Origin of the sequence: Yersinia alsatica (assembly GCF_902170305.1) — a bacterium.
Taxonomy (GTDB): Bacteria; Pseudomonadota; Gammaproteobacteria; order Enterobacterales; family Enterobacteriaceae; genus Yersinia; species Yersinia alsatica.
This window is the reverse complement of sequence record NZ_CABHWW010000005.1, coordinates 72,647-97,466: the sequence shown is the minus strand read 5'-3', so window position 1 is coordinate 97,466 and position 24,820 is coordinate 72,647. Positions and strand designations below refer to the sequence as shown.

Genomic DNA, 24,820 nt, shown 5'->3' with positions numbered 1-24,820 from the left:
TCACAAGACAAGGCCGGCAATCGCGGCAGAAAGTAAACTGACCAAAGTATGAACCATACACTAGCTTTAATCCAAATCGTGAGACCACATTGCCTTGCTGCTCATTCAACCCTTTAATGGCACCAGCAACAATGCCAATTGAGGCGAAGTTAGCAAAAGAGACTAAAAAGACCGAGAGAATACCCAAACCACGCGGTGACATTTCGGCTGCAACCTTTTTCAGCTCAATCATGGCTACGAACTCATTTGCTACTAATTTGGTCGCCATAATACTGCCAGCCTGTAAAGCATCTTGAGCTGGGATGCCAATCAGTAGTGCGAGTGGATAAAATAGATATCCCAGCACGCCTTGGAAACTGATATTGAATAAAGTGCTAAATAAAGCATTAATAGCAGAAATGATAGCAATAAACCCGATTAACATGGCAGCTATAATCATGGCGATTTTAAAACCGGCCAGAATATATTCCCCGAGCATTTCAAAAAAACTTTGGTCTTCATGAAGCTTATTCAGTTTTAATTCAGGTTCTTCTGTGACTGGGTATGGGTTAATAATAGAAAGAACAATAAAAGTACTAAACATATTCAGTATGAGTGCTGTAACCACAAATTTTGGATCGAGCATGGTCATGTAAGCACTTACAATTGACATGGATACTGTCGACATTGCCGTGGCGGCCATGGTGTACATTCTGCGTGGCGATATATCAGCAATAATGCCTTTATAGGCAATGAAATTTTCTGATTGCCCTAAAATTAAGGTACTTACGGCATTAAAAGATTCCAGTTTTCCCATGCCATTTACTTTGGATAGCAATGTGCCGACGACCCGGATGATGAGCGGCAAGATACGGAAATGCTGTAAAATACCAATCAATGCGGACACAAAAATGATTGGGCAAAGGACATTGAGGAATATAAATGCTAATCCTTGCTCATTCATGTTACCAAAAACAAAACTGGTGCCTATTGCGGCAAATTTCATCAAAGATTCGAATAGTCCAGCAAAGTATTTTATCGCGCCCAAGCCACTTTCTGAGTGTAAAAAGAAATATGCCAAGGCAATTTCTATAATTAGTAACTGAAAAATATAGCGCAGTTTGATGTTTTTACGATCATGACTTGCGAGTAAAGCCAAGACCGCAATAGCAATCAGCGCTAAGAGAAAATGGAGAATTTGTAGCATAAGAAATCCGTTAGGGATAAAAATTCAGTCAGCATTTTATCCATAATGGCAGGTTTTTTTCATCTGAAATTCAACCTTCTTGAACATATATATTCTACCCATTCTTTAATTGTCTCCTAAACATCCCGCTTGTTTAAATTTTTACTGCATTCCCCGTCATTTATCCATTGGGTGACTCACTATTTATCTGCCAGCTTAAGTTGCCGTCATTAAGGCAAATGTAGCGTTTCCTCAAGGAGGATAAGGCGATAGCACTATCTGTGTTCAACTCACTCATTGGATGGAATATGAATATGATTAATCTGCCTAGTTGCCGCCCTTTTACTGAAGCCGGCCATTTATCTCAAATATCGGCTTATTATGAAGAAGGCCGTAATACCATGTGGATGTTACTACGAGCTCATCCGCGCCCTTGTTTTAATCTAGAGTTAATTGAAAATATTATGACGCTAGTACAGGCGGCTAAAGAGTCAAAATTACCCATCGATTTTTGGGTAACTGGCTCAGTGGTGCCCAATATGTTTAATGTGGGAGGGGATTTAAGCTTTTTTGCACAAATGATCAAAAGTCGCAAACGCGAAGCACTCATGGCATATGCTCGCGCGTGTGTCGATTGTGTCCATGCCGCTGCGCGTGGCTTTGATACTGGGGCGATATCTATCGCGATGATTGAAGGTAGTGCTTTAGGTGGAGGGTTTGAGGCGGCATTGGCTCATCATTTTGTGTTGGCGCAAACCACAGCCAGAATGGGTTTTCCAGAGATAGCTTTTAATCTATTTCCGGGTATGGGGGGGTATTCACTTGTTGCCAGAAAGGCAGGTATGAGGGTCGCGGAACAATTGATTTGGACTGGTGAACCCCATGCTGCGGAATGGTATGAGAGCCGTGGATTAGTTGATAAGTTATTTCAGCCAGGTGATGCTTATCTTGCAACTCGCACCTTTATAGACACGATCAGGCCTAAGCTAAATGGTATGAGGGCGATGATTCGAGTTCGTCAGCGTGTTTTGCAATTAACACGTTCTGAGTTAATGGATATTACTGAAGACTGGGTAGATTCGGCATTTTCTATTGAACCAAAAGATATCGCTTATATCGAGCGGTTAGTCATGTTGCAAGACCGGCATACTTCGGCAATGCCAAAAGCAATATAGTGCTGTACACCTAATCCAATAAAAGGTGAGGGTGTTGTGTTACCAGCCAATGCTCCAGTTCATCTGCGGGCATTGGTTTGGCGTAAAGAAACCCCTGTTTTTCATCAATGCCAATGGAGTCGAGAAATGCTTCTTCCTCTTGAGTCTCCACCCCTTCGGCAATCACTCGCATTTTCAGTGCCTCGGCGACAACAATAATGGCTCGAACCAGAGATTGTGAAATGGGATTATTATCAATATGGCGAACAAAACTTTGGTCTAGTTTAATTGCATCAATAGGGATACGTGCTAATTGAGAAAGTGAAGAATAACCCGTGCCAAAGTCATCTAAATGAACCTGAGCACCTAAGTGCCGTAACTGTTTCATGATATTGATGGCAGCATCTTCATCATCAATTAAGCAACTTTCTGTTAATTCAACATCGACCAGACTGCATTCCAGGTTACTGGCTTCAAGGGACTCAATAAAGCTGGTGACGATAGCCTCATCAATTAACTGGCGGGCAGAAACATTCACTGCAACTCGCAGGTTAATCCCGCGTTTTTTCCAATCGACCGCCTGTTGCATCGACGTTTGTAGAACCCATTTGCCAAGTGGTCTGATCAACCCTGATTCTTCTGCATATGAGATAAACTCCAACGGAGCAATTAAACCCCTTTCCGGTGATAGCCATCTAACCAACGCCTCGACACTGTGCACTTTTCCTGTTTTTGTGGATATTTTAGGTTGGTAATAGACTTGCAGCTGATGTTGTTCTAAACCTTTGCGCAAATTGGTATCTAGCCAAACATATTCTGAGATTTTTTTATTCATCTGTTGTGAGAAAATCGAATAGGTTTGCTTCCCGTGTTCTTTTGCTGTGTACATGGCGGTATCTGCACTGCGAATAATATTTTCCAGTGTGTCACCATGCTCTGGGCATAAAGCTATTCCAATCGAGCATCCGGTATATACTTCAATCAACCCTACCCGGAAAGGCAATTTCATGCGGTTTAGAATTCGCTGAGTTGTCGTTTCAAGCGAGTTCATGGTGGCATTTTCGACTAAAACAATAAACTCATCACCGCCAAGTCGGGCCAGCATTTCGCTCTCACCCAAGCAGCTTAATATAGCTAGCGAGACATCTTTCAGTAATCGATCACCAAACATATGACCATAATGGTCATTCACTTTTTTGAAGTTATCGAGATCAAGATAAATAATACCCACCGAGGTATCACCACGGGTTTGGATTGCGCTATTAATACGTTCATGAATGGCGTGGCGGTTAGGCAATCCAGTAATCATATCGGTATTAGCCAGAATCCTGAGACGCTCTTGAGCGCGCCTCTCCTTGGTAATGTCAGTGCCGGAACAGATAAGATAACGTTCGTTTTTTCCACTGCCACTATGAACAAATTTATTACGGAATAAGAACAGCCGCTTTCCTTTGACGGTATTAACCCAACGCTCAACCTCATAAGAGGCACCACGCTGGAAGAAACCCTCAATATTTTTGCGTGATGACGCTCCTTCTTTGGCGGTCATAAACAAGTCATAGACATTTTTGCCAATGACGTCCTGTTCTTTTTTACCCGTATATTCTTCGCTGAGGTGATTAAAACGTTGGACGTAACCATCTTTATCAAGAATAACAATAACTGAATTAGCTTCAGAAACTACCTGTTCTGCAAAGGAAAGGCCCATCACTAAATCACGGGCGACAGATTCAGTATCAGCGTACGCGGAAGCTGTTCCGCCCCACTCTTTGTCATTAATTTTACGGCCCACAAGATGTAAATGAAGGGGATGACCATAAATTTGAATTTCAATATCTAAACTGGCAGTAATACCGGTTAAGCTCCGAATTTTCATTGTTTGAACTGAATTCAGAGGTATTGCAATATTGGGTGTTTCTTTAATCGCAGACAACTCTAAAGCCTGGCTATCAAAAGCAAGCCGCCAAAATGGGCTATGGGTGCCAAAATAAGTGTTAAGGATCGATGTGTCTTGGTCTTCGAACATATGCGATCCTCTAAAAGTGTATATGTACCTGTTAGTTACCTTAGCCAGAAATTTAAACAGCCTATCCCTAGCTTTCCCAGTCATGATGGTAATTCTAGTCTCTAGAACATGACCCTATCGAGAGCTCTCAACGAATAAAGTATATGTGTAATTTCTTCATACCTGATCGTAGATAGTAGCGATAATCATATTAAATGCTCTTCCTACTTTCAGATTGTGATGAAAGTTAAGCATGAAAAAAATAAAAAATACTAATTTTTTATGTTGTTATGCTCATTTAGGCAAAGTCTTAAAAGTGGAGTGGTAAGGAAGATGAACTTTTTACTTATGTAGGTAACGAGGGAGAAGTGTCTTTTTTAACGGATTAATGATGAAAGCATACCGGTGGTAAGCGATTTGGGTATTCCATTTTAAATGAATATTAGAATACCCAAGATAAATCATGATCAGGATTTTTCGGCAATTTTTTTCAAATATTCATTGTTTTTAAAGGCAATCATGATCATCTCAAAACAAATTCGAGAAGTCAGACCACCACCAATGATGCTGAAAAAGCCCGCGATGATACTAGTCTGTACCATTACAAATACGCCAGAGATAATGATAAGTACCAGTAAAAGCCAATATAAACCGGTAAGAATTTTTGGTGTCAGCAGTGCATCAAAAAAAAGTACATTCTTAAGCATTACAAGTTCCTTCTTATTTAAACGTTAAATTTCCGGCAGCGATTATGCATTAGCTTTAAAAGGCTGACTATACGTTTACCCTCACTAATGCTGTGGGAATGAAATAATAGGACATTTCTTGTACTTTCTTTTATTAGCGAATGCCTTTACTTAAAGTTAAGTACCATTCCAACACCAACTTCCTCTATATCAACCGTACTGCCCAGAGCTATTTTTGCTTTGAGGTCAGTACAGTGACAAGGATATAGTGCTTTAGCATTAAGTCGTTGGAAATAGTCGGAAGTTCTGTCGAGTATAGTTGTTTCTGTATTTAATAGATGGAATCCACCAATTACCGCTCGCACACGTTTATCACCCGTTATTTTAATAGCATAATCGACAATATTGCAGATGCCAGAGTGGGAACAACCAGTGATAATCACAATCCCTGTTGGGCTGGTATAAACCATTGCACTATCGTCGATGACAAAGTCATCAACCTCATGACCGCAGCAATTGACGGTTTTCCCAATAGGATGCAGACCTTCAAAATCGTTACCACGCTCAATTTCACCTAAAAAAAGCAGATTATCGGTAATGTAATAGACGCCTGACTGATTAACCCGTTCGAAAAATGTTGGGTAACTATCAGCCGGTAAATTGGCACCTATTGATTTATCTTCATGGTATTTAGGTAAAAAAGCATTGGGGTGGGCCACAAGCTTTATTTTATTCGTACTAGGGTGATTTATCCGGTCAAGATGTTGTGCAAGGTGGGTTAAACCCCAGCTATGGTCATTATGGCCATGAGAGAGAATCACACTATCAATGTTGCTAATATCAATACCCAAAATTGCTGCATTACGTAAAAAAATATCGGAATAACCGGTATCAAAAAGAAATGTTTTTCCATCAACTTGAAGGTGGTAACAAACGCCTGGCTCAGCGATAAGGTATTTATCTATCAAAGTATTGTTATCAACCAGTACTGTTAACTGCATATCCTTTTCCTTGTTTACTCGTGTTATTCCAATATCGTGACTATTTTCGGCTATCGAAAAGTAATTTACAGGCTAATCCGGCAAAAACGCCGCTAAGTAAATAGTTAGGCCAGCGCGCTGAGAATGCTCCGGTATTAAAGCGATTACGCATATTACTGACTAGCAAAATCAGGCCGCCATTAATAACTAGACCTATTGCATTCAGGATGGTTGCCAGTAACAGCATTTGCACAATAACTGAGCCAGATTGCGGCGTGATAAATTGTGGGAATAGCGCTAATACGAACAGCGCCATTTTAGGATTCAATAGATTGGTCAATAGCCCTTGCCGGAATGCCTTATGCGCGGAAGCTGGCTGTGGTGCTGTTTTCGCTGCCGTGTGACGAGTAGATGCCAATGTTTTCCATGCCAGATAAAGTAAATAGCAAGCGCCGAGAATTCGCACTGCATCATAAGCCAATGGGACGACCACAAAAAGTTGTGAAAGCCCTAATGCGGCAGCCAAAGTATGGCAATAAGTTCCCAGTTGGATACCTGCTAGTGAGGCAAAACCTGAGGCGCGCCCCTGACTAATACTGCGTGAAGTGATGAGCAGCATATCTGGCCCCGGCGTTGCTGCAAGTGCAACACAAGCACCAGAAAACAGCAGTAAAGTGGATGTGGCAATCATAATTACTCCGCAAGAATTACTGGAAAATCGTGGCGATGGATTCTATTTGCTCAACATACTCCAGATAATAGGGAGAAAATAGTGCCGGTGCTCAGTTGTTTGATATCCGCCGGGGCTTGTTTAACGCGTTACAAGTCAGTGATAATTATCCTATAGCTGGCAATCACGAGAGGGTAAAAAACGAATGATAAGACGAGCGATACCTGCGGACACCTCCCGTTTAATCGAAGTTTGGGAAAGTGCGGTTAGAAAAACGCATCTGTTTTTAACTGAGGCGGATATTCAATTTTATTTGCCACAAGTACGGGATATTTATTTACCTGCACTGGAGGTTTGGTTATTTGAAAAGGATGCAGAGGCGGTAGGGCTCATTGGCCTTGATGGTAATAAAGTAGAAATGTTGTTTGTGTATCCTGCTTATCACGGCAAAGGAATTGGTAAAGCGCTGCTGGCTCATGCTCAACATTTAAAGGGAAAATTAAGTGTCGATGTGAATGAGCAAAATCCAGCTGCATTGGCTTTTTACCTACATTGCGGATTTATAAAAACGGGGCGTTCAGAACTGGATGGCGAAGGGAAACCTTTCCCACTGATTCATTTAGCGCAATCCGAGCAATAAAACCCCGTTTTTATTGGCGCTGCCTATTCACTCTCGTCAATGTTGAGCTAGCCAAATAACTTATTGCTCCCGTAATATTTCGCGAAAATGCATCACCAGCGGTCGTTGATTTGCTTTATGCCACACTGCCCACAACTGGGTCGAATATTGCATCCACGGGATTTCACGTAGCACAACGCCTTCTGGCGCATTGTGGCGCAAGCTGTTTTGGATTAACGCCAGTCCGAGACCTGCCGCTACCAGCCCAAGCGCAGTCAATGGTTCCCCCGCTTCCAGACGAATGTCCGGATTAAAGCCAGATCTGACGCAGGCGGCGACAAAATCATCGCGCGAGTGTGCGTCATCATTGTGAATCACCGCAATCCACTGCTGATCAGCTAACTGCTTCGGTAATATATTTTCCACCTGCGCCAGTGGGTGGTTTTGCGGCAGTGCCAGCAGCATGCGGTCATCAAGCACCTGAATATACTCAAGATCCTGCTCTCCTTCCGGCGGCGTTGTATCTACCAGTGAGAAATCCAGACTGCGCTGGCGCAGACCTTCAATCTGTGTGGCTGGTGGCTGGCTATAGAGTGCAATATGCACATCTGGGCGCGAGGTGCGCAGAGTACGCAGCGCGGTAGAGAGCACACCTGAGTGCATGGCATTTTCGATATAACCAATACACAACCCCCCGTCTTCCCCTCGCCCTAAGCGCTTGCCCAGTGACTCCAGACGATTGGCGTGGGTCAATAATGAACGTGTTTCCGCAAGAAAAGTCTGCCCGTCCGCTGTCAGGCGAATGCGCTGTTGGTTGCGCTCGAACAGCATTAACCCCAAACGTTCTTCAAGCTGGGCAATCTGGCGGCTCAATGGCGATTGCGAGATATGTAAGCGCTCGGCGGCGCGACCGACGTGCTCTTCTTCGGCAACCACTACGAAGTATTTCAGTTGGCGTAAATCAATCATGTTAGACCTCAAAGGACTTAAGTTAGACAAATTATGTCCTATCAAGTCCTAACCTTGCAAGGTATTGTGATCGCCGTCACAGGGAGGCAGCAAAAACACCCTAACTGAACTCTCCCGATACGGGAAAAAATATTGAGGACATCTTAATGAGTATTAAAAATATTCTTCCAGGCAACATTGGTTTAGGCGGCGCGCCGCTGGGCAATATGTTCCGCGCTATTCCTGAAGAAGAAGCACACGCCACCGTCACCGAAGCATGGGATCTGGGCGTTCGCTACTTCGATACTGCACCGCTGTACGGTTCGGGTCTTTCCGAAAGCCGGATGGGTGAAGCACTTTCTCAGTATCCACGCGATCAGTTCGTCTTGAGCAGCAAAGTCGGCCGCATCATGTTGGATGAAATGGAAGACCCGGCCACTCGCGATTTCGGTGAAAAAGGCGGCTTATTTGAGCATGGCCTGAAAAACAAAATTCTCAACGACTACTCTGCCGACGGCACTCTGCGTTCTATTGAAGATAGCTTAAAGCGTCTGAAAACAGACCATTTGGATATCGTCTGGATCCACGACCCGGCTCAGGATTTTTATGGTGATAGCTGGCTGGAGCAGTTCAACATCGCCCGTACCGGTGCCTTCCGTGCGCTGACGCGTCTACGTGACGAAGGAGTGATTAAGGCTTGGGGGCTGGGTGTTAACCGCGTTGAGCCATGTGAACTGACATTGGCACTCGACGAGCCAAAACCAGATGCTTTCCTGCTGGCAGGCCGTTACTCCTTGCTGGATCACAAACGTGCCTTACAGCGCCTGATGCCAGAAGCGCTGGAACAGAATGTCGATATCGTGGTTGGCGGCCCTTATAGCTCTGGCGTATTGGCCGGCGGTGACCACTTCGAATATCAGAAAGCCTCTCCACAGATTCACCAGCAGGTTGGACAAATTAATGCGATTGCGACCCGCTTTAACGTTGACGTGAAAGCCGCTGCACTACAGTTCGCGCTGGCTAACCCAGCAGTTGCTGCGGTTATCCCCGGCTCTAGTCGTCCAGGCCGTATGGCAGAAGATCTGGCTGCACTGCAAGCTTCTATTCCAGCTGAATTCTGGGATGAAATGCGCCGTCAGAATTTGGTTGCTGATAACGCGCCGCTGCCGATTCGTTAATTTTTGCGGGGTCAGAAGGCCCCTCCAAGCTATGAGTAATAATATGAAATTAGATCTTTCCAACAAAATCGCTGTGGTCAGTGGTTCAACATCCGGCATCGGGCTTGGCATTGCTAAAGGACTGGCGCAAGCCGGTGCCACCGTGGTTATCGTCGGCCGCCAGAAACAGGGGGTTGATAGTGCGATTACTGCGATCAGCACAAAACTACCGGGCGCGTCGCTGCGTGGCGTCGTTGCTGATCTTAGCACCGAGCAAGGGGTTGCCACTCTGTGCGCCGCGGAGCCGCAGGCCGATATCGTTATCAATAATCTCGGTATCTTCAACGATAAAGACTTCTTTAGCGTTCCCGACGAGGAATGGATGCACTTTTATAACGTCAACGTCCTTTCTGGTGTACGGCTGTCGCGCCACTATGCCAAAGGGATGGTTGAACAGGGCTGGGGACGCATCATTTTTGTCTCATCTGAATCAGGTGTGGCAATCCCGGCTGACATGATCAACTACGGTGTTACCAAAAGCGCCAATCTGGCGGTGTCGCACGGCTTGGCAAAACGCCTGGCGGGAACCGGCGTGACAGTCAATGCCATTTTACCTGGCCCAACCTTTACTGAAGGTCTGCAAGAGATGTTGGCGGATGCCACCGCGTTATCGGGCCTCAGCCCGCGCGAACAAGCCGACGAGTTCGTCAAAACCGCGCGTCCTAGCTCCATCATCCAGCGTGCAGCGGATGTCGATGAAGTGGCAAACCTCGTGGTTTACCTGGCTTCACCGCTCTCTTCGGCAACCACAGGTGCTGCTCTGCGGGTCGACGGCGGTGTCATTGACACCCTGACAATGTAATTTTATCTAACTGAAATTAAGAGAAAAAAATGACTAATACGACTGTATCAATTGAAATCCCTGCTTCTGCCGACACGGTATGGCAACTGATGGGCGGCTTTGACTCCCTGCCTGATTGGCTGCCGTTCATCCCGAAAAGTGTCGTTACAGAAGGAGGCCGCGTACGCACTCTAACCACCGCTGACGGCGGCACCGTTATCGAGCGTCTGGAAGCCTTTGATAACCGTCAGCGTAGCTACAGTTACTCCATTATTCAGGCACCGTTCCCGATAGTTGATTATTTGTCGACGATCTCGGTTCACACCACTGCCGACAACAATATTACCCGAGTGGAATGGACCGGCAGCTTTACGCCAGTCGACGTCAGTGATGCAGAAGCTGAAGCGCTGTTCTCCGGCATTTATCGTGGCGGCCTAGAAGCGCTGAAAAATAACTTTGATGCTTAATAGTATCGAATCAATAGGAATGCGCCAACTCTCCCAGCGCGTTTCTAACCATATGAATATATTAAATAATATCTACAGGATTATGAACATGAAAACGATTAACACTCTTATTTCCGCCAGTATTCTTTCCCTGATGGCTTTTGGTGCTGCTGCACAGACAGTGACTGCTACAGGCAGTACCCTGGATTCAGTTGAAGCGGTGATTGCTAAAAAGGCGAAAGACATGAATGCATCAGGTTACAAAATCATCAGCGCCCGTATGGGTAATAAAGTGATGATGAGCGCTAAGCTGTATAAATAAGTCGGCCAGAAAATCATAACCAGCATAATGAAATGGGTTGTATATCAAGCATATTCTGCTCGCTCTTTGGCTGCTTCCATACTTTAGCGAGAGATAGATCAGAATATGTGCCAATCATCTTAGCCCACTGCTGTATACAAAAAGAGCGCGTCTTAGTGATACAAAGTGGGGCCGCCTAAAACAAAAAAGCCATTATTTATAATGGCTTTTTATCTAGATAGGACGATTAGAGATTGCTTGAGGTATTACTCGATGTTCTGAATCTGCTCGCGCATTTGCTCTATAAGCACTTTCAGCTCGATGGCTGAATTGGTGACTTCTGCGTTGATAGATTTTGATGCCAGGGTATTCGACTCGCGGTTGAACTCCTGCATCATAAAATCAAGGCGACGGCCAACGGCTTCTTTCTTCTTCAGAATATTGTGTGTTTCTTTGACATGCGCTTCCAGACGATCCAGCTCTTCAGCCACATCTACACGCTGTGCCATCAGCACTAACTCTTGCTCCAGACGGGTATTTTCCAACTGAACTTGTGCTTCTTCCAGCTTGCTCAGCAGCCGCTCACGTTGCCATTGCAAAATGTTTGGCATATGTGCACGAACCTTAACCACTTCTGCGCTAACACCGTCGAGACGCTGCTCGATAAGGGCTTTCAAGGCTGCACCTTCGGTCTCGCGGGAAATAATAAAGTCATCCAGCACCACATCCAGCGCTTGCATCAGCTCGGTACTGATGGCATCTAAATCTTGTTCTTCTGCGGCCATAACTCCCGGCCAGCGCAGAATATCGACTGGATTGATTTCGCCTTCATCACTTTGCATTTTGACCCAGTTACCGGCTTCAACTAATTGTTTCGCCAGTTTTTCATTCAGGATCAACGAACTTTGTGCGTTAGCGTCCAGTTCAAAACGCAGATTGCACTCAATTTTACCGCGGGTTAAGCGGCCACGGATGCGTTCGCGGATGACTGGCTCCAGACTACGGAACTGTTCAGGTAAGCGAATATAAGTTTCTAAGTAGCGTTGGTTAACGGAACGCAGCTCCCAAGCTGCGCTACCCCACTCACCCTTAATGTCACGCCGAGCGTAGGCGGTCATGCTGCGGATCATTGTTGCGTACCCGTTTTAAAGAAAAGATGCAGGGATTATAGCCTCCGGGGCGCAGGCAGGATAGGCATTACATCACTAAGGCCGTATAATGCGCGACCAATATCGATTTAAAGCCGGAGAAAGCCCATGCGTCCAGCAGACCGAGCAGCACAACAAGTCCGCCCATTGACCCTGACCCGTAATTACACGAAACACGCTGAAGGTTCAGTGTTGGTTGAATTTGGCGATACCAAAGTATTGTGCACCGCCACGGTCGAAGAGGGTGTTCCGCGCTTTCTGAAAGGCCAAGGGCAAGGCTGGATAACAGCTGAATATGGCATGTTGCCGCGCTCCACCCATAGCCGTAATGCCCGCGAAGCAGCGAAAGGTAAACAAGGTGGCCGTACTTTAGAAATTCAGCGCCTGATTGCTCGCTCTTTGCGTGCAGCGGTTGATTTGAAGAAGCTGGGTGAGTTCACCATCACTTTAGACTGCGATGTTTTGCAGGCCGATGGCGGTACTCGTACAGCTTCAATCAGCGGCGCTTGTGTGGCATTGGCCGATGCACTGAATAAATTGGTTGCGAGCGGCAAATTGAAAGCTAACCCGATGAAAGGGCTAGTTGCCGCTGTTTCTGTCGGTATCGTTAAAGGTGAAGCCCTTTGCGATCTGGAATACGTAGAAGACTCTGCAGCAGAAACGGATATGAATGTGGTGATGATGGAAGACGGCCGGATGATTGAGGTGCAAGGCACCGCTGAAGGCGAGCCGTTCAGCCATGAAGAGTTATTGGCGTTGCTGGATTTGGCCCGGGGAGGGATAGAAACTATCTTCCAGGCGCAGAAAGCAGCGTTAGCACAATAATTGATTTAGGCGACTTGGTAGTCGCCTTTTTTTTGCCTGCTAACCCAAGGCTTATCACCTTGATAAACACATCGTGATGAGCAGGTTGGTGGTGTACCAAATAACTAAACAAAGTGATTAACGAAAGCGGTCACAATCTGGAGAGGAGAAGTACCAATGAAAGCCTATCAGCGCGAGTTTATCGAGTTTGCGCTTAACAAGCAGGTGTTGAAGTTTGGCGAGTTTACCCTGAAGTCAGGGCGGATTAGCCCCTATTTCTTTAATGCTGGATTGTTTAATACCGGGCTTGATCTGGCAAAACTCGGGCGCTTTTATGCCGCAGCATTAATGGATTGTGGTGTTGAGTTCGACCTTTTATTCGGGCCAGCCTATAAAGGTATTCCTATTGCGACTACCACGGCTGTGGCTTTGGCGGAGCATCATGAGCGCGATGTGCCTTACTGCTTTAACCGTAAAGAAGCGAAAGATCACGGTGAAGGCGGCAGCCTGGTGGGTAGCCCACTGCAAGGTCGCGTCATGCTGGTGGATGATGTGATAACCGCAGGTACTGCGATTCGTGAATCTATGGAAATTATCACTGCACACGGCGCGACTCTGGCTGGTGTGATGATTTCATTGGATCGCCAAGAACGTGGCCGCGGCGATATTTCGGCAATTCAGGAAGTTGAGCGCGATTATCACTGCAAAGTGATTTCTATTGTGACCCTGAAAGATGTCATCAGTTACCTGGAAGAAAAACCCGAAATGGCTGACCATTTGGCTGCTGTGCGTCAGTATCGCCAAAAATACGGTATCTAAGGTTTCCTCAACCCAAAATACGAAAAGGGCCAAATGGCCCTTTTTACATAGTTTTTAACCTACCCTGAACTAAGTTTATTGCAACTGAGCCACAATCAGAGGCCAGCGGGCATCAAACTCTTGTGTTGGTCGGTAGCGGAATTCCGAACGAACAAAGCGTGAAAGCATCCCTTCACAAAACGCCAGTAACTGAGTTGCCAGTAAGGCTTCATCATGGATAAAACCCTGCCCATCGCGCAGTTTTTTCTCACGAAGAACTTGGCGTAATTGCACTTCAATACGCTCAAACAGTTGGTTAATTCGCCCTTGCAAGCGGTCTTGCTCGAACATCAGAGCATGCCCAGTCATGATACGGGTCAGCCCAGGGTTGCGTTCTGCAAAGCCTAATATCAGCAGCAAGATTAGCCGAAGACGGTTAAACGTCTCTTTTTCATCTTGCAGAATCAAATTAATGCGGGACATCAGACTATCTTCAATAAACTCGATCAGGCTATCAAACATCCGCGTTTTGCTGGGGAAATGCCGATAAAGCGCTGCTTCAGAAACACCCACATTAGCGGCGAGTTTGGCGGTAGTAATGCGTTGGCTGCCATCGCTGGATTCCAGCATTTGCGCTAAAGCCTGCAAAATTTCCTCGCGCCTGTTCCTTTTCGTATTTTCTTTTTCTGCCATGTCCGAGTAGACCCTTGCTAAAAATGACTTAATAACAAAAACCCAAATACCGGCCGCACTGAGGTCATGCCCCGGCGGCTTATGTGATAGCTTTTTTACGGTATCGAGGTCTAGGGTAGGTTATTGGCGCCCAGAATGACCAAAACCACCGGTACCACGTTCACTAAGGTCAAAATCTTCAACCAGATTGAATTCTGCTTGTACAACAGGGACAAACACCATTTGTGCAATACGTTCGCCGGGCTCGATAGTGAAAGGCTGTTGACCACGGTTCCAGACGGAAACCATCAACTGACCTTGATAATCAGAATCAATAAGCCCGACCAGATTACCTAATACCACCCCGTGCTTATGCCCAAGCCCAGAACGCGGCAAAATAACAGCAGCCAGTGCGCTATCGCCGATATGTATTGCCAAGCCGGTAGGCAGCAAGGTTGTTTGCCCCGGGAGTAAATCAACGGCCTCGCTTAGACAGGCACGTAAATCCAGACCGGCAGAGCCTTCTGTGGCATAAGTTGGTAAAGGAAATTCATTGCCAACTCGTGGGTCCAGAATTTTAATGTCGATTTTTTTCATCATAACGGCTGACAATCTCGTCTATTAAATGCTGACTAAGGAGATGTTTATCGCTAAGCGGTAAGCGTTTTTCTCCCGTCGGCCAAAAAAGGTGCAAGGCATTAGTGTCACTGTTAAAACCATGCTCTGCGAGTGATACATCATTAGCGCAAATAAGGTCTAATTTCTTCCGCACTAACTTTTGTCGCGCGTATTCTTCCACATTCTGGGTTTCGGCAGCAAATCCAACAACAAATGGACGATTTTTAGTCATCGCAGCGACCCCGGCGACAATGTCCGGATTTTTCACCAACTTAAGCGTTATTTCATCGCCTTGTTTTTTTATTTTCTCGTCAGAAACCTGCTCGGCGCGGTAATCCGCTACCGCAGCACAAGAAATAAAAATATTCTGCTGGGCGATTAAGTTCTGGACTGTTTGCTGCATCTCAAGCGCGCTGACAACATCAATACGCTTAACACCCGCGGGTGTTGGCAGTGTCACCGGCCCGGCAACCAGAGTCACATTTGCTCCTCGGGCGGCGGCGGCTTGAGCAATCGCGAAGCCCATCTTGCCTGAACTTTGGTTGCTGATAAAGCGCACCGGATCAAGAGCTTCGCGTGTGGGGCCGGCGGTAATCATGACACTCAAATGTTGCAGATCTTGCTTGGCAGAAAAATAATCTTGCGCCAGAGCGACAATTTCCAGCGGGTCTAGCATTCTACCTGGGCCGACATCGCCACATGCCTGGCTGCCGCTATCTGGCCCCCACAATAACATTCCACGATTGGCGAGTGTCTGTAAGTTAGCTTGGGTGGCAGCTGCCCGGTACATTTGCTGATTCATGGCAGGCACTGCAGCAATAGGCGCTGGCGTTGCCAGACAAACTGTTGTCAGCAAGTCATTTGCCATACCGGCCGCGACTCTGGCCAGTAAATCAGCGGTGGCTGGAGCCATAATCACCAAGTCAGCCCATTTACCCAGTTCAATATGACCCATAGCCGCTTCTGCCGCAGGGTCGAGTAAATCATCAGAGACGGGATAACCCGAGACTGCCTGCAACGTGAGTGGCGTAATAAACGCTTTGGCAGCGCTGGTCATAACCACGCGCACCTCTGCGCCTCTGTCGCGCAAGCGGCGTACCAGCTCTGGAGATTTATACGCGGCAATGCCCCCGCTAATCCCGAGCACAATATGTTTGCCGGAAAGTCCCGTCATCATGATTGTCCGAATGAAAGCCGTAAGAGGCGATATTTTAGCATAACCGCAGGGCAGATTAGCTATCAGGGCATCTCCTGATGCCATCAATCATCAAATTTGCGAGACGCTACGCATGCTGTCAATTACTGGCTCGTCAGCCCCTAAGCCTTCAGGCATGCTGCTCACGCTGCTTAGGGATAACAGGAGCCAGGGAATGGACGAGTGGTATGGGCAGGTGGCACCAAGGGAAAAATTACTGAAATATGGTGCAGCAGCGCTGACTGACGCCGAATTGCTCGCTATTTTTCTGCGCACCGGTATTCCGGGTATGCACGTAATGAAAATGGCTGAGTATCTGATTGAAGAGTTTGGTTCACTGCATGAGTTACTATCGGCAGATTACGCCACTTTATGCACCAAAAAAGGGATTGGTGTTTCGAAGTACAGTCAGATTCAAGCTATCGCAGAATTGGCCGGTCGCTGCTTTTCAACTCATCTGATGCAGGAGAGTGTCCTGCTCAACCCCGAGATCACCCAAAAATTTCTGCAAAATATTCTTTCTCACCGCGAGCGTGAAATTTTTTTAGTCATGTTTTTGGATAACCAGCATCGTGTTATTCGCCATGAGGAGATGTTTACTGGTACCATCAGCAGCGTAGAGGTCCATCCGAGGGAAATTGTGCGTGAAGCGCTGAAGGTTAATGCCGCCGCGCTGATTCTGGCGCATAATCACCCCTCGGGTAAGGCTGAACCGAGCCAAGCCGACCGTTTGATGACCACGCAGGTCGTAAAAGCCTGCTCATTATTGGATATTAGGGTGCTCGATCATTTGGTGGTTGGACGGGGTGAATGTGTCTCATTTGCCGAACGCGGATGGCTTTAGCGAAATAATAATTGATCCTTTCGGGATCTTTAGCTGTTCGGGACTTGAGCACTTACGCTTCAGAGCGTATACTACGCCACCTTTGAGAATCTTGGGTTTGGCGTGAAGAGCCTATCTCAGCAGGTTTATAGCCTGGTGACAGGGGTTTCTGACCTGATGACAGTGAGTCTTCTCAGTGAATTTGCTGAGATGGGCTCTAAAGCCTGACGAGGCGGCCAAATCCTATACGAAGCTCGAGCTGATTTGATTTTTGGAGAATAGACATGTCCCGAGTCTGCCAAGTTACTGGCAAGCGCCCGGTGAGCGGTAACAACCGTTCCCACGCAATGAACGCGACCAAACGCCGTTTTCTGCCGAACCTTCACTCTCACCGTTTTTGGGTTGAGGGCGAGAAGCGCTTTGTAACTCTGCGTGTATCTGCTAAAGGTATGCGTGTTATTGATAAGAAGGGTATCGAAACGGTCTTGGCCGAAATTCGCGCCCGCGGTGAGAAGTATTAAGGAACTGAATCATGGCTAAAGGTGTTCGCGAGAAGATCAAGCTGGTTTCTTCTGCTGGTACTGGTCACTTCTATACCACTACGAAGAACAAGCGTACTAAGCCGGAAAAATTGGAATTGAAGAAATTCGATCCAGTTGTCCGTCAACACGTGATCTACAAAGAAGCTAAAATTAAATAATTTTAATTTTGGTGGATTAAGAAAACCCGGCCTCGGCCGGGTTTTTTATTATATAAAGTACAGTGAGATACGTTTAGGGGGGTTGCATGCCTGAATTACCAGAAGTTGAAACCAGCCGACGCGGGATCGAACCTTATCTTGTCGGCCAGACCATTCTCTATGCAGTGGTGAGAAATGCTCGCTTACGCTGGCCGGTATCCGATGAAATCCTCGCACTCAGTGACCAACCAGTATTAAGTGTTCAGCGTCGGGCAAAATATTTACTGCTAGAACTGAAAACAGGCTGGATTATCGTACATCTGGGGATGTCAGGTAGCTTGCGCATTTTGTCGGAAGAAACCGAGCCGGAAAAACATGATCACGTCGATTTGGTGATCAGTAACGGTAAAATACTGCGTTATACCGACCCACGCCGCTTTGGTGCCTGGCTATGGGCGAAAGACCTTGAAACCAGTAACGTACTCGCGCATCTAGGGCCAGAACCTTTGAGCGATGAATTCACGGCTGAGTATCTGCTTGATAAATCACGCAACAAGCGCACTGTGGTTAAACAGTGGTTGATGGATAACAAAGTGGTGGTGGGGGTTGGTAATATTTACGCCAGTGAATCTTTATTTGCTGCCGGTATCTTGCCAGAGCGTGCTGCAGGTTCATTAACCGAAGTAGAAACTGCACGGTTAGTGGCCACGATAAAAGCGGTGTTATTGCACTCTATTGAGCAAGGGGGTACGACATTGCGCGACTTTTTACAGTCAGATGGCAAACCCGGTTATTTTGCTCAAGAGTTGCAGGTCTATGGGCGGGCAGGTGAGCCATGCCGCCAATGTGGGCATTTGATTGAAATTGCAAAACATGGGCAGCGCAGCACATTCTTTTGCCGTCACTGCCAGCATTAACGCTATTTATCTGTTATTTAGCCAGCTTGGTCATTAGCGCCTTGGTGACGGGCGCTGGAAGGAATGGCGTGATGTCGCCACCATGGCGCGCCACTTCTTTGACCAGAGAAGATGAGATAAATGACCACTTCTCCGATGGCATCAGAAAGACACTTTCCAGTTTTGGCATCAAGTGACGATTCATATTTGCCAGTTGCCATTCATATTCGAAATCTGAAACTGAGCGTAAACCGCGCACCAAAATATTTGCATCATGCTTTTTGGCGAATTCTGCCATCAGCTCACTGAATCCCAACACTTCAACATTCTTCAGTGGCGCAGTCACTTGCTTTGCCAAGGCTACTCGCTCGGCCAAAGTAAACATCGGCTTTTTGCTGGAGCTGTCCGCAATAGCCAGAATCACGTGATTAAACATTTCTGACGCGCGGGTGACTAAATCCAAATGCCCATTGGTAATAGGATCAAATGTCCCCGGATAGATGGCTTTAGTGGTCATGAGTTCTCGCTTTTCTGATATTGATGGCTCAATGCCCACAGAGCCGCATATTTATTAAAGGTATATTGCGCGTTTACCACCGCCAGCAATAGCCCTTGTTTACCATCGAGGAAACCGGCACGTAATAACCATGTTTTGCAAAATGCCCCGAGAGTATGGCTGAGAATTGAAAAATAACTGCAACTCTTACCCTGTTGATGGCGCTGATTCGCCCATGCTTGAGCATAGTTAAGCTGTTTACGTTGAAAATCAAAGAAGTCGCGACAGGTCAGATGCAATAAATCACCTGCCAGCGGGATAACTTTAGCGGTGCCGCTCTCAAGTGATTCATGAACTAAATCATCGTTATAGCGGTATTGGTGGTGCGGATATAACCGGGTGACTCTATCGGGATACCAGCCACTGTGGCGCATAAAGCGGCCTAAAAATAGATTTCGCCGCGCGCAGCTATACACCGCGCCATCTTCTGGTGCCAATAAGACAGCTTCAATCGCGGCTTTAAGCTCAGGAGTGACTCGCTCATCAGCATCTAGCATCAGAATGTAATCGCCAGTGGCATACTGTTGGGCTAATTGCCGTTGCTTGCCATAACCCGGCCATTCGGTGTTGCTGTAAACTTTTGCGCCATATTGTTGGGCTAATGCGACGGTTTCATCTTCACTGCCTGAATCCAATACCACTATTTCATCAGCCCAAATAACGGATGCCAAACAATCCGCCAGTAGCGAGGCTTCGTTTTTGGCAATCATCACCACTGATAGGCGTTTTTTTGCACTCATTTAGTGGCTCCGTTGCGGCAGATAAGGCTCCAGCAAGTGTAGTAACCGTTGTAGTGCGCCCTGATTTTCATGCAATACATCAACTGCGTGACGGCCATAATAGAGGCGGCAATCTTCATCGGTAAGCAGCATGGTAATTTCTTTTACCAACGAGAGAGTATCGGTGACAGTAATCAGCCCCTCGGCTTGTTCCAGCTTGGCACAGATATCTTTAAAGTTAAATGTATGTGGCCCCATCAGCACGGGGATGGCATGAGCCGCTGCTTCCAATGGGTTATGACCACCACGCTCAACCAAGCTACCGCCGACAAAGGCTAAATCAGCGATGCCGTACAACAGCATCAATTCACCCATGGTATCGCCGATCACCACTTGTGTACTGGCCGAAGGGATTTCGCCTTTGCTGCGCAATGTGTAACTCAGCCCAGCTTTCTGTGTTAATTCAACTGCTTTAGGGAACCGCTCGGGATGGCGGGGCACCAGAATCAGTAATAATGTTGGAAAGCGCTGCAATAATTGCCGGTGAGCTTCCAGTAAAATGGTCTCTTCGCCGTCATGGGTGCTGGTAGCAATCCAGACTGGGCGATGCGGCGCCCATTGGCGGCGTAAAGTGATTGCTCTGGCGGCTAATTCAGGTGTGACTGAAATATCGAATTTCAGACTGCCGGTTACGGTCAGTTGTGAGCGACGGAGGCCCAATTCGATAAAGCGATCGCCATCTTCTTGATTTTGTGCAGCAATTAATGTGATGCGCTGCAGCATATTGCGGATAAAACTACCGATCTTCTTATAACCTGCGGCTGAGCGGGCAGAAAGACGCGCATTAGCAATCACCAAGGGTATTTTGCGACGATGCAGGGCATTAATCAGGTTAGGCCACAGTTCTGTTTCCATGATAATGACCAGCTTAGGATTGACCTGATCAAGAAAACGATTCACCGAACCGGGAAGATCGTAGGGAAGATAAACGTGGTGAACATCTTTACCAAAAGCAGACTGAACTCGCTCAGAACCGGTGGGGGTCATAGTGGTCACAGTAATGGGTAAGGACGGATAGCGATGACGCAATGCTCTGACTAATGGAATAGCAGCCAGTGTTTCACCGACTGAAACTGAATGCAGCATAATGCCGCCAGCGACAACTTTACCGGCACAGAAACCATAGCGTTCTCCCCAGCGCTTGCGATAAGCGGGGGCTTTACGGCTACGCAGCAGCAACCGCAACCAAATCAGAGGTTGAATAAGGTAGAGTAATACCTGATATAAACGCAGCAACATTCTATCAATTTCATTTATATGGATTATTAAGAATAATATCATATTTGAACAAGAAAGGCTCTTTTCCACTGGGGCCGCTTGATAACCTAAGTAAGGCAAGGCCATTCATAAAAAAGAATATAAAATTTCAACAAATGAGAGGGCAAAAAATTGATTTTTCTGTCTTAAAAGTGAGAATGATTGTCATTAAGTGTTGATGTAATTAATGAGGTAGCCATAGATACCAACAGTTTATTCAACAGTGACATTTTTAGCTAATAATATCCGGTTCCTCAGTGTGTTATCGTTCCTTCTAATTACTTTGGCTATATTGACATTATTGTGAGTAATTAATTGGGCAGGTAAAGAAACAATGAGCGGTTATTCGCTGTATGTGAATTAACAGACTCTCTTAATAACTTGAATAATATATTAGCACAGCTTAACTATTTGGGTGGTAGCACCAATCAACCCCGTTAATGAGCAGAGTTGATTGGGATGACACCGCAAATATTAACTGACAGAGCTTTTGGCTACACATAATCCGGCTAGAAATAATTGCCGCTTATGAAATCAGTGTTTCCAATCGCGCCATAATGGTTTCAGCAGCAATAGTATCCATGCTTTTTTGCTCGGAAATAACAGCTACTTGGTTTTTCCCATAACCGCCAATCAAACCGGGGTCGGTTGGGCCAAACAGCGTGATATTGGGGCGATCCAGTGCGGCGGTTAGATGACTCAGGCCGGTATCCACGGAAACCACCGCTTTTGCCCCCGCCAGAACCTCAGCCACTTGCTGAAGACTGAGTTTAGGCAAAACCTCAACATAAGGAAAACCTGCCGCTAATCGTACCGCTCGTTGGTATTCATGTTCCGCACCCCAGGGTAATTTTATTTTTAAACCCGTGGGCGCGACCAACTCAATCAGTTTCAACCAATGGCTTTCAGGCCAATGCTTGCTGTCGCGGGTTGTTGCATGCAGGAAAACCAGATACTGACCGGCATCGGCAGGTAGCTGATTTAAAAACTGTTGCGCGATGGCATAATCGCCGTGACTTTCTGGTTTATCATAGCCGAGGCTTTTGGCAAACAGTTGGCGTATGCGCTCGACGGCATGCAGTTTGGTATCAATTTCATGGCGGCAGTTATAAAACCAACTGGCAAATGGCTCACGGGCGCTTTTGCAATCCGGGCCATGTTTAATCCCTTTGGCGATGCGAGTAATCAATGCGGCGCTTTTAATCAGCCCCTGAGCATCAATCACCACATCATAACTGCGCTGCTGCACAACGCGTTTAAAATCACAACGTTCTTGCCGGGTATCACTACCAAACCAATTCTTACGCCAGCGACGAATAGCCACCGGGATAACTTTATCTACCGCCGGATGCCAACTGGGGATCTGGCTGAATCCTTCTTCTACCACCCAATCAAAGCGAATATCGGGAATGGCATTCATTGCATCTGTCAGTGCGGGCAACGTATGCAAAACATCGCCCATTGACGAGGTTTTAACGATTAATACATGCATTAATCAGCCTCACTGACGGTACTTTTAAGTGCGGCTAATTGTGCTTCAAGAGCCGCCATCACTTGTTCCGGTTGGATATCAATCAAGCTCTGATGATAACCCTGTGCGCTATCGCCTTTACGCACTTTGTGATAGCCGGTAATCAGGCGAATAACCGTGGCTTTGTCAGATAGCGGTGGCGTGAAATCAGGGCTGCTTGGGCCATATAAGGCGACTAAAGGCTTATTTAATGCCGCCGCAACATGCATCAAACCAGAGTCATTGCTGACCACGGCAATACAGGCTGCAATCATGACAACCGCTTGATCCAGCGAGGTCTGACCTGCCAAATTGAGGCAATACTCGCGAGCGCTTTCGTCTAGTGCCTGACGAATTTCTTCACCGGCTTCATTATCTTTGGCTGAGCCTAATAAGATGACTCGATAACCTGCATCAATCAGTTTTTGGGCTAATTGAGCATAGTGATAATGTGGCCAACGTTTTGCCGGACCAAATTCTGCGCCGGGGCAGAATCCAATAATAGGCCGACTATCGGTGAGATTGAATGATGCGGTAACTTCGGCAATTTCTTCATCTCTAACCTGTAACTGTGGCCATAGCAAAGGCTGCGGTAAATCTTCGGCTGAGTGGATTCGCTCTTTATCATAGGCCAGCGCCACATAGCGCTGAACCATCATTGGGAAAGCTTGTTTATCCAGAATGCGCATATCGTTGAGCAAGAAATAGCGCATCTCACCCCGCCAACCAATACGCTGCTTAATTCCTGAAAAATAAGGAATTAGTGCGGATTTAAACGAGTTAGGTAACACGTAAGCGCGGTCATAGCCGGTCTCACGTAATGCCAGCCCTAAGCGGCGGCGCTCATCAAAAGCAAAAACCCCATGGCCTAATGGCATTGGGACTGCGTGACGTACTTCGGGCATTCTGGCCAAAAGCGGACGGCACCACGCGGGTGCCATCACATCAATATCTGCTGCCGGATATTCGGCCTTCAGGGTACGGTACAGACTTTGCGACATCATCATATCGCCAACCCAAGAAGGGCCGATGACCAGTATTTTCATACCGTTTATCAATTCCTTGCAGCAAGTGATTTAAACTGAGCGATTGAGCCAAGCCAGATATTCTTTGACGCCTTCAGCGACTGTTTTGAACGGCTTGTCATAGCCGGCAGCACGCAAATTGGTCAGATCAGCTTGCGTGTATGCCTGATAGCGGCCTTTTAGTTTTTCTGGGAATTCAATGTATTCCACCGGCCCGCTTTGGTGGAAATCCACCACCGCATCAGCAACAGCCTGGAAAGATTCAGCGCGACCCGTGCCGCAGTTGAAAATGCCCGATACGCCGTTTTGCCAGAACCACAGATTAACGTCAGCGACATCACCCACATAGATGAAATCGCGTTTGAAGTTTTCGCTGCCGGAGAACAACTTAGGATTTTCACCTGCATTGATCTGGTTATTCAGGTGGAAGGCAACGCTGGCCATGCTGCCTTTGTGCCCTTCGCGTGGGCCATAAACGTTGAAATAACGGAACCCACAAATCTGTGAATCAGCTTGCGGCAGGATCTCGCGCACATACTGATCAAATAGGAATTTGGAATAACCATAAACGTTAAGTGGTTGTTCGTATTGGCGATCTTCAATGAAGTTATCAGTACGCCCGCCATAAGTGGCAGCAGATGAGGCATACAGGAATGGAATGCCGCGATCCAGACAGAAATGCAGGATATCTTTAGAATACTGATAGTTGTTATCCATCATGTACTTGCCATCCCACTCGGTGGTGGAAGAACAGGCACCTTCATGGAAAATTGCATCGATATCACCCATATCATCACCGGCAACAATGCTGGCGACAAAATCTTCTTTATCCATGTAATCAGCGATATCCAGATCAACCAGATTGACGAATTTGGTGCCGTCTTTCAGGTTATCTACAACCAGAATATCTTTATAGCCGATATTATTCAGTGCCTTAACGATATTGCTGCCAATAAAACCGGCGCCGCCAGTGACGATAATCATCAGGTTCACCCTTGCTAATCTTCTTGGTCGGACACCATGTCCCACGCTAATTTGTCGTTATCATAACATTTCATAGGATAGCGCACAGCCGAAAGGGCTTAATC

General features: G+C 46.6%; 27 protein-coding genes and 1 pseudogene. 12 read left to right on the top strand and 16 right to left on the bottom strand.

All coding sequences use genetic code 11. The features are described from left to right. Positions 1-1,186: pseudogene (locus tag FTA96_RS01340) on the bottom strand (NupC/NupG family nucleoside CNT transporter). A gap of 287 nt (positions 1,187-1,473) precedes the next feature. Here FTA96_RS01340 and FTA96_RS01335 point away from each other — a divergent pair. Further along, positions 1,474-2,340: a crotonase/enoyl-CoA hydratase family protein gene (locus FTA96_RS01335; protein ID WP_050110133.1), complete on the top strand. Its 867-nt coding sequence runs from the start codon at positions 1,474-1,476 to the stop codon at positions 2,338-2,340. 10 nt (positions 2,341-2,350) lie between these two features. On the opposite strand, the gene pdeR is transcribed toward FTA96_RS01335, so the two are convergent. The 4 genes from pdeR to FTA96_RS01315 all read right to left on the bottom strand — a co-directional run bounded on the left by pdeR (position 2,351) and on the right by FTA96_RS01315 (position 6,681). Further along, positions 2,351-4,345, bottom strand: a complete 1,995-nt coding sequence (gene pdeR, locus FTA96_RS01330) for a cyclic di-GMP phosphodiesterase (protein WP_050123967.1) — start codon at positions 4,343-4,345, stop codon at positions 2,351-2,353. Between the two features lie 446 nt (positions 4,346-4,791). Next, complete coding sequence (locus tag FTA96_RS01325) at positions 4,792-5,031, bottom strand: DUF4282 domain-containing protein (RefSeq protein WP_050110131.1); 240 nt, start codon at positions 5,029-5,031, stop codon at positions 4,792-4,794. A 146-nt stretch (positions 5,032-5,177) separates the two neighbouring features. Continuing rightward, positions 5,178-6,011 (bottom strand): MBL fold metallo-hydrolase, encoded by an 834-nt coding sequence (locus tag FTA96_RS01320; protein ID WP_050110130.1) that lies wholly within the window; start codon positions 6,009-6,011, stop codon positions 5,178-5,180. Between the two features lie 40 nt (positions 6,012-6,051). Continuing rightward, entirely contained in the window at positions 6,052-6,681 is a 630-nt protein-coding gene (locus tag FTA96_RS01315; protein WP_050152096.1) for a LysE family translocator, read from the bottom strand. Between the two features lie 184 nt (positions 6,682-6,865). Between FTA96_RS01315 and FTA96_RS01310 the strand changes: the two genes are divergently transcribed. Further along, entirely contained in the window at positions 6,866-7,300 is a 435-nt protein-coding gene (locus FTA96_RS01310; RefSeq protein ID WP_050123964.1) for a GNAT family N-acetyltransferase, read from the top strand. Between the two features lie 60 nt (positions 7,301-7,360). Here the strand turns inward: FTA96_RS01310 and FTA96_RS01305 are convergent, their stop codons facing one another. After that, complete coding sequence (locus FTA96_RS01305) at positions 7,361-8,248, bottom strand: LysR substrate-binding domain-containing protein (protein ID WP_050110127.1); 888 nt, start codon at positions 8,246-8,248, stop codon at positions 7,361-7,363. A gap of 146 nt (positions 8,249-8,394) precedes the next feature. Between FTA96_RS01305 and FTA96_RS01300 the strand changes: the two genes are divergently transcribed. From FTA96_RS01300 to FTA96_RS01285, 4 genes are all read left to right on the top strand, one after another. After that, positions 8,395-9,405, top strand: a complete 1,011-nt coding sequence (locus FTA96_RS01300; protein ID WP_050147011.1) for an aldo/keto reductase — start codon at positions 8,395-8,397, stop codon at positions 9,403-9,405. 43 nt (positions 9,406-9,448) lie between these two features. Then, a complete protein-coding gene (locus FTA96_RS01295) occupies positions 9,449-10,246 on the top strand; it encodes an SDR family NAD(P)-dependent oxidoreductase (protein WP_050135806.1) in 798 nt (265 codons plus the stop codon). 29 nt (positions 10,247-10,275) lie between these two features. Beyond that, positions 10,276-10,692 (top strand): SRPBCC family protein, encoded by a 417-nt coding sequence (locus tag FTA96_RS01290; protein ID WP_050110125.1) that lies wholly within the window; start codon positions 10,276-10,278, stop codon positions 10,690-10,692. A gap of 88 nt (positions 10,693-10,780) precedes the next feature. Beyond that, a complete protein-coding gene (locus FTA96_RS01285) occupies positions 10,781-10,993 on the top strand; it encodes a YdgH/BhsA/McbA-like domain containing protein (RefSeq protein ID WP_050110124.1) in 213 nt (70 codons plus the stop codon). Positions 10,994-11,238: 245 nt separating this feature from the next. Here FTA96_RS01285 and FTA96_RS01280 read toward each other — a convergent pair whose 3' ends face one another. Then, positions 11,239-12,102: a YicC/YloC family endoribonuclease gene (locus FTA96_RS01280; RefSeq protein WP_145573035.1), complete on the bottom strand. Its 864-nt coding sequence runs from the start codon at positions 12,100-12,102 to the stop codon at positions 11,239-11,241. Positions 12,103-12,228: 126 nt separating this feature from the next. On the opposite strand from FTA96_RS01280, the gene rph reads away from it, so the two are divergent. Both rph and pyrE read left to right on the top strand, forming a co-directional pair. Beyond that, entirely contained in the window at positions 12,229-12,945 is a 717-nt protein-coding gene (gene rph, locus FTA96_RS01275; protein ID WP_050110110.1) for a ribonuclease PH, read from the top strand. A 156-nt stretch (positions 12,946-13,101) separates the two neighbouring features. After that, positions 13,102-13,743 (top strand): orotate phosphoribosyltransferase, encoded by a 642-nt coding sequence (gene pyrE, locus FTA96_RS01270; RefSeq protein WP_050123959.1) that lies wholly within the window; start codon positions 13,102-13,104, stop codon positions 13,741-13,743. A gap of 75 nt (positions 13,744-13,818) precedes the next feature. Here the strand turns inward: pyrE and slmA are convergent, their stop codons facing one another. The 3 genes from slmA to coaBC all read right to left on the bottom strand — a co-directional run bounded on the left by slmA (position 13,819) and on the right by coaBC (position 16,189). Continuing rightward, the gene (gene slmA / locus FTA96_RS01265) at positions 13,819-14,415 is read right to left on the bottom strand and encodes a nucleoid occlusion factor SlmA (RefSeq protein ID WP_004710465.1); all 597 of its coding nucleotides are present in this window, start codon (positions 14,413-14,415) and stop codon (positions 13,819-13,821) included. A gap of 120 nt (positions 14,416-14,535) precedes the next feature. Next, positions 14,536-14,994 (bottom strand): dUTP diphosphatase, encoded by a 459-nt coding sequence (dut, locus tag FTA96_RS01260; RefSeq protein WP_050101102.1) that lies wholly within the window; start codon positions 14,992-14,994, stop codon positions 14,536-14,538. After that, a complete protein-coding gene (gene coaBC, locus FTA96_RS01255) occupies positions 14,972-16,189 on the bottom strand; it encodes a bifunctional phosphopantothenoylcysteine decarboxylase/phosphopantothenate--cysteine ligase CoaBC (protein ID WP_050135781.1) in 1,218 nt (405 codons plus the stop codon). Before coaBC ends, dut begins: the two co-directional genes overlap by 23 nt. Positions 16,190-16,382: 193 nt before the next feature. On the opposite strand from coaBC, the gene radC reads away from it, so the two are divergent. From radC to mutM, 4 genes are all read left to right on the top strand, one after another. Next, on the top strand, positions 16,383-17,051 hold the full coding sequence (gene radC / locus FTA96_RS01250) for a RadC family protein (RefSeq protein ID WP_050123957.1): 669 nt from the start codon (positions 16,383-16,385) through the stop codon (positions 17,049-17,051). A 263-nt stretch (positions 17,052-17,314) separates the two neighbouring features. Further along, positions 17,315-17,551 (top strand): 50S ribosomal protein L28, encoded by a 237-nt coding sequence (gene rpmB, locus FTA96_RS01240; protein WP_005164747.1) that lies wholly within the window; start codon positions 17,315-17,317, stop codon positions 17,549-17,551. 11 nt (positions 17,552-17,562) lie between these two features. After that, on the top strand, positions 17,563-17,730 hold the full coding sequence (gene rpmG / locus FTA96_RS01235) for a 50S ribosomal protein L33 (protein WP_004392084.1): 168 nt from the start codon (positions 17,563-17,565) through the stop codon (positions 17,728-17,730). An 86-nt stretch (positions 17,731-17,816) separates the two neighbouring features. Then, positions 17,817-18,626, top strand: a complete 810-nt coding sequence (gene mutM, locus FTA96_RS01230; RefSeq protein WP_050110417.1) for a bifunctional DNA-formamidopyrimidine glycosylase/DNA-(apurinic or apyrimidinic site) lyase — start codon at positions 17,817-17,819, stop codon at positions 18,624-18,626. Positions 18,627-18,639: 13 nt separating this feature from the next. Here the strand turns inward: mutM and coaD are convergent, their stop codons facing one another. The 6 genes from coaD to rfaD form a co-directional block, all read right to left on the bottom strand. Then, positions 18,640-19,122 (bottom strand): pantetheine-phosphate adenylyltransferase, encoded by a 483-nt coding sequence (gene coaD, locus FTA96_RS01225; RefSeq protein WP_050123955.1) that lies wholly within the window; start codon positions 19,120-19,122, stop codon positions 18,640-18,642. Continuing rightward, positions 19,119-19,901 carry a glycosyltransferase family 2 protein gene (locus FTA96_RS01220; protein ID WP_050110419.1) on the bottom strand — a complete coding sequence of 261 codons (783 nt, stop codon included), beginning with the start codon at positions 19,899-19,901 and terminating at the stop codon, positions 19,119-19,121. The genes coaD and FTA96_RS01220 overlap by 4 nt, the downstream gene beginning before the upstream one ends. Beyond that, entirely contained in the window at positions 19,902-21,179 is a 1,278-nt protein-coding gene (gene waaA, locus FTA96_RS01215) for a lipid IV(A) 3-deoxy-D-manno-octulosonic acid transferase (protein WP_050110420.1), read from the bottom strand. It abuts the gene before it with no gap. Positions 21,180-21,723: 544 nt separating this feature from the next. Next, on the bottom strand, positions 21,724-22,689 hold the full coding sequence (gene rfaC / locus FTA96_RS01210; RefSeq protein WP_145529235.1) for a lipopolysaccharide heptosyltransferase RfaC: 966 nt from the start codon (positions 22,687-22,689) through the stop codon (positions 21,724-21,726). Next, a complete protein-coding gene (gene rfaF, locus FTA96_RS01205) occupies positions 22,689-23,753 on the bottom strand; it encodes an ADP-heptose--LPS heptosyltransferase RfaF (RefSeq protein WP_050110422.1) in 1,065 nt (354 codons plus the stop codon). The genes rfaC and rfaF overlap by 1 nt, the downstream gene beginning before the upstream one ends. A gap of 30 nt (positions 23,754-23,783) precedes the next feature. Continuing rightward, the gene (gene rfaD / locus FTA96_RS01200) at positions 23,784-24,716 is read right to left on the bottom strand and encodes an ADP-glyceromanno-heptose 6-epimerase (RefSeq protein ID WP_032911468.1); all 933 of its coding nucleotides are present in this window, start codon (positions 24,714-24,716) and stop codon (positions 23,784-23,786) included. Positions 24,717-24,820: the final 104 nt, after the last annotated feature.

Excerpts from the sequence above, each read along its gene's own strand:
- FTA96_RS01335 (WP_050110133.1), top strand. The coding sequence starts at position 1,474 with ATGAATATGATTAATCTGCCTAGTTGCCGCCCTTTTACTGAAGCCGGC.
- pdeR (WP_050123967.1), bottom strand. The coding sequence starts at position 4,345 with ATGTTCGAAGACCAAGACACATCGATCCTTAACACTTATTTTGGCACC.
- FTA96_RS01325 (WP_050110131.1), bottom strand. The coding sequence starts at position 5,031 with ATGCTTAAGAATGTACTTTTTTTTGATGCACTGCTGACACCAAAAATT.
- FTA96_RS01320 (WP_050110130.1), bottom strand. The coding sequence starts at position 6,011 with ATGCAGTTAACAGTACTGGTTGATAACAATACTTTGATAGATAAATAC.
- FTA96_RS01315 (WP_050152096.1), bottom strand. The coding sequence starts at position 6,681 with ATGATTGCCACATCCACTTTACTGCTGTTTTCTGGTGCTTGTGTTGCA.
- FTA96_RS01310 (WP_050123964.1), top strand. The coding sequence starts at position 6,866 with ATGATAAGACGAGCGATACCTGCGGACACCTCCCGTTTAATCGAAGTT.
- FTA96_RS01305 (WP_050110127.1), bottom strand. The coding sequence starts at position 8,248 with ATGATTGATTTACGCCAACTGAAATACTTCGTAGTGGTTGCCGAAGAA.
- FTA96_RS01300 (WP_050147011.1), top strand. The coding sequence starts at position 8,395 with ATGAGTATTAAAAATATTCTTCCAGGCAACATTGGTTTAGGCGGCGCG.
- FTA96_RS01295 (WP_050135806.1), top strand. The coding sequence starts at position 9,449 with ATGAAATTAGATCTTTCCAACAAAATCGCTGTGGTCAGTGGTTCAACA.
- FTA96_RS01290 (WP_050110125.1), top strand. The coding sequence starts at position 10,276 with ATGACTAATACGACTGTATCAATTGAAATCCCTGCTTCTGCCGACACG.
- FTA96_RS01285 (WP_050110124.1), top strand. The coding sequence starts at position 10,781 with ATGAAAACGATTAACACTCTTATTTCCGCCAGTATTCTTTCCCTGATG.
- FTA96_RS01280 (WP_145573035.1), bottom strand. The coding sequence starts at position 12,102 with ATGATCCGCAGCATGACCGCCTACGCTCGGCGTGACATTAAGGGTGAG.
- rph (WP_050110110.1), top strand. The coding sequence starts at position 12,229 with ATGCGTCCAGCAGACCGAGCAGCACAACAAGTCCGCCCATTGACCCTG.
- pyrE (WP_050123959.1), top strand. The coding sequence starts at position 13,102 with ATGAAAGCCTATCAGCGCGAGTTTATCGAGTTTGCGCTTAACAAGCAG.
- slmA (WP_004710465.1), bottom strand. The coding sequence starts at position 14,415 with ATGGCAGAAAAAGAAAATACGAAAAGGAACAGGCGCGAGGAAATTTTG.
- dut (WP_050101102.1), bottom strand. The coding sequence starts at position 14,994 with ATGATGAAAAAAATCGACATTAAAATTCTGGACCCACGAGTTGGCAAT.
- coaBC (WP_050135781.1), bottom strand. The coding sequence starts at position 16,189 with ATGATGACGGGACTTTCCGGCAAACATATTGTGCTCGGGATTAGCGGG.
- radC (WP_050123957.1), top strand. The coding sequence starts at position 16,383 with ATGGACGAGTGGTATGGGCAGGTGGCACCAAGGGAAAAATTACTGAAA.
- rpmB (WP_005164747.1), top strand. The coding sequence starts at position 17,315 with ATGTCCCGAGTCTGCCAAGTTACTGGCAAGCGCCCGGTGAGCGGTAAC.
- rpmG (WP_004392084.1), top strand. The coding sequence starts at position 17,563 with ATGGCTAAAGGTGTTCGCGAGAAGATCAAGCTGGTTTCTTCTGCTGGT.
- mutM (WP_050110417.1), top strand. The coding sequence starts at position 17,817 with ATGCCTGAATTACCAGAAGTTGAAACCAGCCGACGCGGGATCGAACCT.
- coaD (WP_050123955.1), bottom strand. The coding sequence starts at position 19,122 with ATGACCACTAAAGCCATCTATCCGGGGACATTTGATCCTATTACCAAT.
- FTA96_RS01220 (WP_050110419.1), bottom strand. The coding sequence starts at position 19,901 with ATGAGTGCAAAAAAACGCCTATCAGTGGTGATGATTGCCAAAAACGAA.
- waaA (WP_050110420.1), bottom strand. The coding sequence starts at position 21,179 with ATGTTGCTGCGTTTATATCAGGTATTACTCTACCTTATTCAACCTCTG.
- rfaC (WP_145529235.1), bottom strand. The coding sequence starts at position 22,689 with ATGCATGTATTAATCGTTAAAACCTCGTCAATGGGCGATGTTTTGCAT.
- rfaF (WP_050110422.1), bottom strand. The coding sequence starts at position 23,753 with ATGAAAATACTGGTCATCGGCCCTTCTTGGGTTGGCGATATGATGATG.
- rfaD (WP_032911468.1), bottom strand. The coding sequence starts at position 24,716 with ATGATTATCGTCACTGGCGGCGCCGGTTTTATTGGCAGCAATATCGTT.